Genomic DNA, 7527 nt, shown 5'->3' on the forward strand with positions numbered 1-7527 from the left:
ACGCCGCGAGGCCTTCCAGCAGACGGTGATGGAAGCCGCGAATCGCATGGAGGCGCAGGTCAACCGGCGCCTGGGCGACCGCCGCCGGCAGATGGCCGAGCAGGTGCTCGAGCTGCGCGGCCTGCGCGGCAAGAGCGGCGCCAAGGTGCGCATGATGCTGGAGCGCGTGCAGGCCGAGACCGCCGAGTTCGAGCAGTGCACCGCGCGCTTGCAGGCGATGCGCATGGTGCACAGCCGCATGCTGAAGAACGCGCTGCTCGACCTGACCAGCGACCGCTTGCGCGAGGAAGTGGCCGAGATGCAGACCGCGATGACCGCGTCGCTGCTGCACCTCGGCGCGAAGAAAGCGTTCATCGCGCTGTGTGGCCGCCTGCGCGAGCTGCTCGAGGCGGCGCAGGTGCGCGGCACCGAGATCCACGACATGCTCGGTGCCTCGTTCGCGAAGCTGAACGCCGAGTTCGGCTTCAGCCTGGCGATCACGAAGCAGCCCGACTTCGGCCGCTTCGTCAACGACCTGACGCTGATCCAGCGCAACTACGTGCAGTACCTCGGGCTCACGCAGGCGCTGCGGCTCTCGCAGCCGAAGTTCATGGAGCAGTTCCGCCGCATGCTGGTGTCCAAGCTGCGCGTGGTGTTCGAGAACGCCAGCGGCGAGTTCGAGCTGTGGAACAAGACCGCCTCGGCGCAGGTCGATTCGCAGTTGCGCGAACGCCGCCGCGGATTCCGCCGGCGCCGCGAGGCGCTGGAGCGCATCCAGTCGGCCGCCGGCGACCTGGAGCAGCGCCTGTCCGAACTGGAAGCGCAGGATGCGCAGCTGCAGCAGCTGCAGGCGCGCAGCACCGAGCTGGGCAACCGCCTGAAGCAGCAGGCGCAGCGCGAGCTGACCGGCACGGCGAGTGCAACGCCCAGCGGTTCAGTCCCGCTGTACGCGGCCCAGGCCTGAGTTGTCTCCTCAAGAGCGTTTCGCGAAGCCGCTGATCGCGTGGCAGCGGGAGCACGGCCGCCATGCGTTGCCGTGGCAGCAGACGCGCGATCCGTACCGCGTGTGGCTGTCCGAGATCATGCTGCAGCAGACCCAGGTCACGACGGTGCTGGGCTACTACGCGCGCTTCCTCGAACGCTTTCCCGATGTGCGGGCGCTGGCCGCCGCGTCGCAGGACGAGGTGCTCGCGCTGTGGAGCGGGCTCGGCTACTACAGCCGTGCGCGCAACCTGCATGCGTGCGCGCAGGCGGTGGTCGCCGCGCATGGCGGCGAGTTCCCGCGCAGCGCCGCCGTGCTGCAGGAGCTGCCGGGCATCGGCCGCTCGACCGCGGCGGCGATCGCGGCGTTCTGCTTCGGCGAGCGGGTCGCGATCCTCGACGGCAACGTCAAGCGCGTGCTGACGCGCTTCCTCGGCTTCGACGGCGACCTGGCCGAGGCGCGCCAGGAGCGCATGCTGTGGGACGAAGCCACCCGCCAGCTGCCCGAGGACGGCATCGAGTCATACACCCAGGGCCTGATGGACCTCGGCGCCACGCTGTGCGTCGCGCGCTCGCCGAGCTGCCTGCTGTGCCCGGTGCAGGCCGGCTGCGTCGCGTTGCGCGAAGGCGCGCCCGAGCGCTACCCGGTGAAGACGCGCAAGCTCAAGCGCGGCCGGCGCAGCAACGCCTGGCTGTGGCTGCAATGGGGTGACAGGCTGTGGCTGCTGCAGCGGCCCGGCAGCGGCGTGTGGGCCGGGCTGTGGAGCCTGCCGGAGTTCGACACGCCCGAGGCGCTCGATGCGGCATCGGCCGACTGGCCCGGCACGCCGCAAGGCCTGCCGATGTTCACGCACGTGCTGACCCACCTCGACTGGACGCTGCAGCCGGTGCGCTGGACCTTGCCCGCCGATGCCGCGGCCGGTGACGTCGATGCGATCACCGCGACGCTCGCGGGCGACGGTCAGCGCGGCGAATGGGTCACGCTGGCGCAGGCGCTCACGATGGGCCTGCCGGCACCGCTGCGCAAGCTGCTGGCCGGCACGCCGCCGGGTTGACGGGGCCTACTTGACGACGCCCTTGCTGCGCAGGAATTCGTCGACCAGCTGAAGCCGCACCGCGGCGTCCGGCAGTTCCATCAGCTTCTGCTTCGCGGCCAGCGAGATCGGCAGGATCTCGCACCAGCGGTTCGCGACCCAGCCGGCGTTGTCGAACTGGAAGGGCTTCAGGAAGGGCTCGGAGCCCTGCTGCTTCAGCGTCGCGATCGCATTGGCCAGGCCGCGCACCGTCTCGATCATCGCGTCGACCGGCAACGAGGCCTCGTCGTCGTCGAGCATCTCGATCTGGGCCAGCCACAGGCCATCGGGCTGCTGGCGCATCCGGCTCACCCCGAAGCGGTGGGTGCCGCGGCAGCGCACCTGCAGGATGCCGTGCTGCGCGCTGTCGACATCGATCAGCTCGGCCATCACGCCGGTTTCTTCGAGGGCGACCGGCTCGCCGGGCTTGCGCACCTCGCCGCCCTGGCGCAGCGCGACGACGCCGAACGGCGTGTTCTCGCGCAGGCAGGTGCTGATCAGGTCGAGGTAGCGGGCTTCGAACACCTTCAGGCTCAGCAGCCCGCCAGGAAACAACACCGCCTGCAGCGGGAACAACGGAACGTCGGTGGTGGAGATGTCGGGAGTCATTCAGCAGCGCGGCCGGGTGGGCCGCGTTCTCAATCGCGGGCGTCGAGCTCGCGGTGGCGAATCAATGTACCGCTGCGCGCGGCAAAACGCTTCGCCAAGGATTCGGTGAGGTAGACCGAGCGGTGCTGGCCGCCGGTGCAACCGATGGCAACCGTCAGATAGCTGCGCTGGTCGCGTTCGAACGATGGCAACCAGCGTGCGATGAAGGATTCGATCTGGGCCAGCATCTCGGCCACTTCGGGTTGGGCTTCCAGGTAGGCCGCGACCTCCGGGTCGCGGCCGGTCTGCGGGCGCAGTTCGCGGATGTAGTGCGGGTTCGGCAGGATGCGCACGTCGAACACGAAATCGGCATCGAGCGGCACGCCGTGCTTGAACGCGAACGACTCGAACACCAGGGTCAGCCGGTGCGCCATCGCCTTCACCAGGTCGCGCATCCACAGGCGCAGCTGGGCTGGGCGCAGCTGGCTGGTGTCGACGACGGTGGAGACCTCGCGCAGCTCGGCCAGCAGCTCGCGTTCGAGCTCGATCGCCTCGGTGAGTGCGCGGTGGCCGTCGGCGGCGCGGTCGTCCTTGCGGCGGCCGGGCGACAGCGTCGCGGCCTCCTGCGACAGCGGGTGGGGGCGGCGCGATTCGGAGAAGCGGCGCACCAGCGTGTCGGTGTTCGAATCGAGGAACACCGAGCGGATCGCGGTGCCCTCGGCGCGCAACTCGGCGATCAGCGGCAGCAGGTGGGGGAGCGAGCCGGCGCTGCGCACGTCGACCGCGATCGCGACGCGGCGCATCGAGCGCTCATGCTCGAGCCGCAGGAAATCGCGCAGCAGCTCGGGCGGCAGGTTGTCGACGCAGAAGAAGCCGGCGTCTTCGAGCGCATGCAGCGCGACCGACTTGCCGGAGCCGGAGATGCCGGTGACGAGCACGACCTCGTTCGGCGACACCACGGACGGCGGTGCCGGCTCGGCCGGTGCCACGGCGTCGGGCGGCAGCGCGGTCCCTGGAGTACCTTCGTGCTGCGCACTCCGGTATTCGCCCTTGGGGCGGCCCGGCGCGCTCATGTCTTCTTGCGGCTGCGGGGGGCAGCCGGCACGGCGGCATCGGCCGCCACCGACAGCATCTCCTGCGCATGCGCGAGGCTGGTGCCCGACATGCGCTCGCCGCCCAGCATGCGGGCGATCTCGGCGACGCGCACCTCGCCGGCGACCGCGTGGATGTCGCTGTGCGTGCTGCCGGCCTCGGTGCGCTTCGAGACGACGAAATGGTGGTCGGCGCAGGCAGCGACCTGCGGCAGGTGGGTGACGGCCAGCACCTGGCGGTCGCGGCCCAGCTGCTTCATCAGCCGGCCGACGGTGTCGGCCACCGCGCCGCCGACGCCGGAATCGATCTCGTCGAAGATCAGCGTGCCGGCGGCATCGGCACCTTGCGCCAACTGGCTGGTCGTGACGGCGATCGCGAGCGCGATGCGCGACAGCTCGCCGCCCGACGCCACCTTGCCCATCGGCCGCGGCGTGCTGCCGGCATGGCCGGCGACGAGGAACTCGGCCGATTCGAGGCCGAAGGATTGCGGCGCGTCCTGTGCGGTGAGCGCGACCTCGAAGCGGCCGCCGGCCATGCCGAGCTGCTGCATCGCCTGCGTGACGGCGGCGGCCAGCTTCGGGGCAGCGGCCTTGCGGGCGGCGGAGACGCGCTTCGCCTCGGCGCTGAACGCGGCATGCGCCTGCGCGAGCGCCGATTCGAGCGCGTCGAGGTCGGTGGCGGCGTCGAGCGCGCGCAATTCATCCTTCCACTGCTCGAGCAGCGCCGGCAGCTCGGCCGGGGCGCGGCGGTAGCGGCGGGCAAGGCTGACCCATGCCGACAGGCGATCGTCGAGCTCCTGCAGGCGCTCGGGTTCGAGCTCGGTGTGGTGCAGGTAGCCGCTGAGCGTGTGCGCCGCATCCTGCAGCTGCGCCTGGGCGCTCTGCAGCACCTCGGCCACGGCGGCGAGGCGGGCGTCGAACTCGGCGACGTTGCCGAGCGCGTCGGCAGCGCCGCTGGTCAGCGATTCGGCATTGACATCGGCCTCGCTCAGCGCATCGAGCGCGCTGCGGGCGGCGTCCATCAGCGCCTGCGAATTCGACAGCCGCTGGTGGTCGGCATTCAGCGTTTCCCACTCGTCGGCTTCAGGGCCGAGCTTGTCGAGCTCGCCGATCTGCCAGGCGAGGCGCYCGCGCTCGCGTTCGAGGTCGGCCTGCTGGCTGCGCGCCTTGTCGAGCGCATCGCCGGCGGCCTTCCAGCGCGACCACACCGCGCCGAGCGGCGCGACATCGACGCCGGCATAGGCGTCGAGCAGCGCACGCACCGAGGCGCTGCGCGTGAGGCTCTGCCAGGCGTGCTGGCCGTGGATGTCGACGAGGTGATCGGCCGCCTCGCGCAGCTGCGCGACGGTGGCCGGGCTGCCGTTGACCCAGGCGCGGCTCTTGCCCTGCGCATCGATGACGCGGCGCAGCAACAGCGTGTCGGCGTTGTCGAAGCCGGCATCGTCGAGCCAGGCCGCGAGGCTCGCGGGCGCATCGAACTCGGCGGTGATGTCGGCGCGGGCCGCGCCTTCGCGCACCACGCCGGCGTCGCCGCGGCTGCCGAGCGCGAGCTGCAGCGCGTCGATCAGGATCGACTTGCCGGCGCCGGTCTCGCCGGTCAGCACCGAGAAGCCGCCGGCCAGTTCGACCTCGAGCGAGGTCACGATGACGAAATCGCGCAGGGCGAGGCGTTTCAGCATGATGGGATCACAGTCCGGCGTTCCAGTGGAGCTTGCCGCGAAGGGTGGCGTAGTAGCTCCAGCCGCGCGGGTGCAGGAAGCGCACCTGGTGCGCCGAGCGGCGCACGATGATGCGGTCGCCGTGCAGCAGGCTCGCGAGGCTTTGCATGTCGAAGCTGACGCTCGCATCGCGGCCGGCGACGATCTCGATGCAGATCTCGCCGATGTCGGGCAGCACGATCGGGCGGTTGGAGAGGTCGTGCGGCGCGATCGGCACCAGCACCCAGCCGGCGATGCCCGGGTGCAGGATCGGGCCGCCGGCCGACAGCGCGTAGGCGGTGGAGCCGGTGGGCGAGCCGACGATCAGGCCGTCGGCGCGGTGGTTGGCGACGAATTCGTCGCCGATGTCGATCTTCAGCTGCACCATGCTGGCGGTGGCACCCCGGCTGACGACCACGTCGTTCATCGCGATGCCTTCGAAGATCATGCGGCCGTCGCGCCAGACGCCGCCTTCGAGCATGGTGCGGCGTTCTTCTTCGTAGTCGCCGGCGATCATCGGGGCGAGGGCTTCCTCGAACTGGTCGATCGGCAGGTCGGTGATGAAGCCCAGGCGGCCCTGGTTGATGCCCACCAGCGGCAGGTTGAAGCGGGCGAGCTGGCGGGCGATGCCGAGCATGGTGCCGTCGCCGCCGACGACGACGGCCAGGTCGCAACGCTGGCCGAGCTGCTCGGGCGTGAGCGCCGGGTAGTCGGTCATGCCGGTGTTGTGCGCCGTCTCGGCTTCGAGCGAGACCTCGAGGCCTTGCCGGCCCAGAAATTGCGCAATGTCCTGCAGCACCCCGCGCATTCCGAGGGCCTGGTACTTTCCCACCAGCGCTGCGTGTCGAAAACGGGTCGGCATGCGCGGGATTACACCACAGCGCCCCCTGGGAACCGGGGCAGAAAATGGCCTCGCGCCTACAATGAAACCATGCTGGACGAGCGAGCCAAAACACTTCTGAAAGCGCTGGTCGAACGCTACATCGCCGACGGACAACCGGTGGGGTCGCGCACGCTGTCGCGGGCGTCGGGGCTGGACCTGTCGCCGGCCACCATCCGCAACGTGATGGCCGACCTCGAGGATCTGGGGCTGATCGCGAGCCCCCACACCAGCGCGGGGCGCATCCCGACGGCGCGGGGTTACCGGTTGTTCGTCGACACGATGCTGACGGCGCAGCCGATCGACTTGGCGCGCGCGACGCCCGCGATGGAGCAGCCGCAGCTGCACCCCGACCAGCCGCAACGCGTGATCGCGAACGCGGCGCAGCTGCTGTCCAGCCTGTCGAGCTTCGTCGGCGTGGTGACGGCGCCGCGCAAGGCGAGCGTGTTCCACCACATCGAGTTCCTGCGGCTGTCGGAGCGGCGGGTGCTGGTGATCCTGGTGGCGCCCGATGGCGACGTGCAGAACCGGGTGATCGTCACCGCGCAGGACTACACGCAGAGCCAGCTGATCGAGGCGAGCAACTACCTGACGGCGCAGTACGCGGGCCTGACGATCGAGGAGGTGCGCGAGCGGCTGAAGAGCGAGGTCGATGCGCTGCGCGGCGAGATCGCGGCGCTGATGCAGGCGGCGGTGCAGGCCGGCAGCGAGGCGATGGCCGACAGCCAGGAGCAGGTGGTGATCTCCGGCGAGCGCAACCTGCTGACGGTGCAGGATTTCAGCAGCGACATGGGCTCGCTGCGCAAGCTGTTCGACCTGTTCGAGCAGAAGACGCAGCTGATGCGGCTGCTCGACGTGAGCAGCCGCGCCGAGGGCGTGCGCATCTACATCGGCGGCGAGAGCATGGTGGTGCCGTTCGAGGAGCTCTCGGTGGTGTCGGCGCCGTACGAGGTGAACGGGCAGGTGGTGGGCACGCTCGGGGTGATCGGGCCGACGCGGATGGCATACGACCGGATGATCCAGATCGTCGACATCACGTCGCGGCTGGTGAGCAACGCGCTGAGCCAGAAGTAGGTCCGTTCGGCTGCCTGGTGCCGCGTGGCGGGCACCTACAATCGGCGCTCCTTTCCCGAGGGCCGTTAGCTCAGTTGGTCAGAGCAGAGGACTCATAATCCTTTGGTCRCTGGTTCGAGCCCAGCACGGCCTACCAATACGATCAAGGGCTTGGCGTTGTTTGC

At 70.1% G+C, this 7527-nt stretch carries 6 protein-coding genes, 1 tRNA gene and 1 pseudogene; 4 read left to right on the forward strand and 4 right to left on the reverse strand.

What is annotated here, in order from left to right; genetic code table 11:
- Positions 1-943, forward strand: a pseudogene (locus tag AC1D12_RS18690) (dynamin family protein); the annotation flags it as partial.
- A 1-nt stretch (position 944) separates the two neighbouring features.
- Positions 945-2015: an A/G-specific adenine glycosylase gene (gene mutY / locus AC1D12_RS18695; protein ID WP_477842161.1), complete on the forward strand. Its 1071-nt coding sequence runs from the start codon at positions 945-947 to the stop codon at positions 2013-2015.
- Between the two features lie 6 nt (positions 2016-2021).
- On the opposite strand, the gene AC1D12_RS18700 is transcribed toward mutY, so the two are convergent.
- The 4 genes from AC1D12_RS18700 to AC1D12_RS18715 form a co-directional block, all read right to left on the reverse strand.
- The gene (locus tag AC1D12_RS18700; RefSeq protein ID WP_047506477.1) at positions 2022-2642 is read right to left on the reverse strand and encodes an LON peptidase substrate-binding domain-containing protein; all 621 of its coding nucleotides are present in this window, start codon (positions 2640-2642) and stop codon (positions 2022-2024) included.
- A 29-nt stretch (positions 2643-2671) separates the two neighbouring features.
- Positions 2672-3625 (reverse strand): RNase adapter RapZ, encoded by a 954-nt coding sequence (gene rapZ / locus AC1D12_RS18705; RefSeq protein ID WP_465114883.1) that lies wholly within the window; start codon positions 3623-3625, stop codon positions 2672-2674.
- Positions 3626-3690: 65 nt separating this feature from the next.
- Positions 3691-5391, reverse strand: coding sequence for a DNA repair protein RecN (recN, locus tag AC1D12_RS18710; protein ID WP_477842163.1), 1701 nt, complete (start codon positions 5389-5391; stop codon positions 3691-3693).
- Between the two features lie 7 nt (positions 5392-5398).
- Positions 5399-6271 (reverse strand): NAD kinase, encoded by an 873-nt coding sequence (locus tag AC1D12_RS18715; RefSeq protein WP_047506479.1) that lies wholly within the window; start codon positions 6269-6271, stop codon positions 5399-5401.
- Positions 6272-6340: 69 nt separating this feature from the next.
- On the opposite strand from AC1D12_RS18715, the gene hrcA reads away from it, so the two are divergent.
- Together hrcA and AC1D12_RS18725 are read left to right on the forward strand one after the other, a co-directional pair.
- On the forward strand, positions 6341-7363 hold the full coding sequence (gene hrcA, locus AC1D12_RS18720; protein ID WP_047506481.1) for a heat-inducible transcriptional repressor HrcA: 1023 nt from the start codon (positions 6341-6343) through the stop codon (positions 7361-7363).
- Positions 7364-7422: 59 nt separating this feature from the next.
- Positions 7423-7499: transfer RNA gene (locus tag AC1D12_RS18725), tRNA-Ile, on the forward strand.
- The last annotated feature ends 28 nt before the right edge of the window (positions 7500-7527 follow it).

The sequence above is a fragment of the Rhizobacter sp. P1_G5 genome, assembly GCF_056405435.1.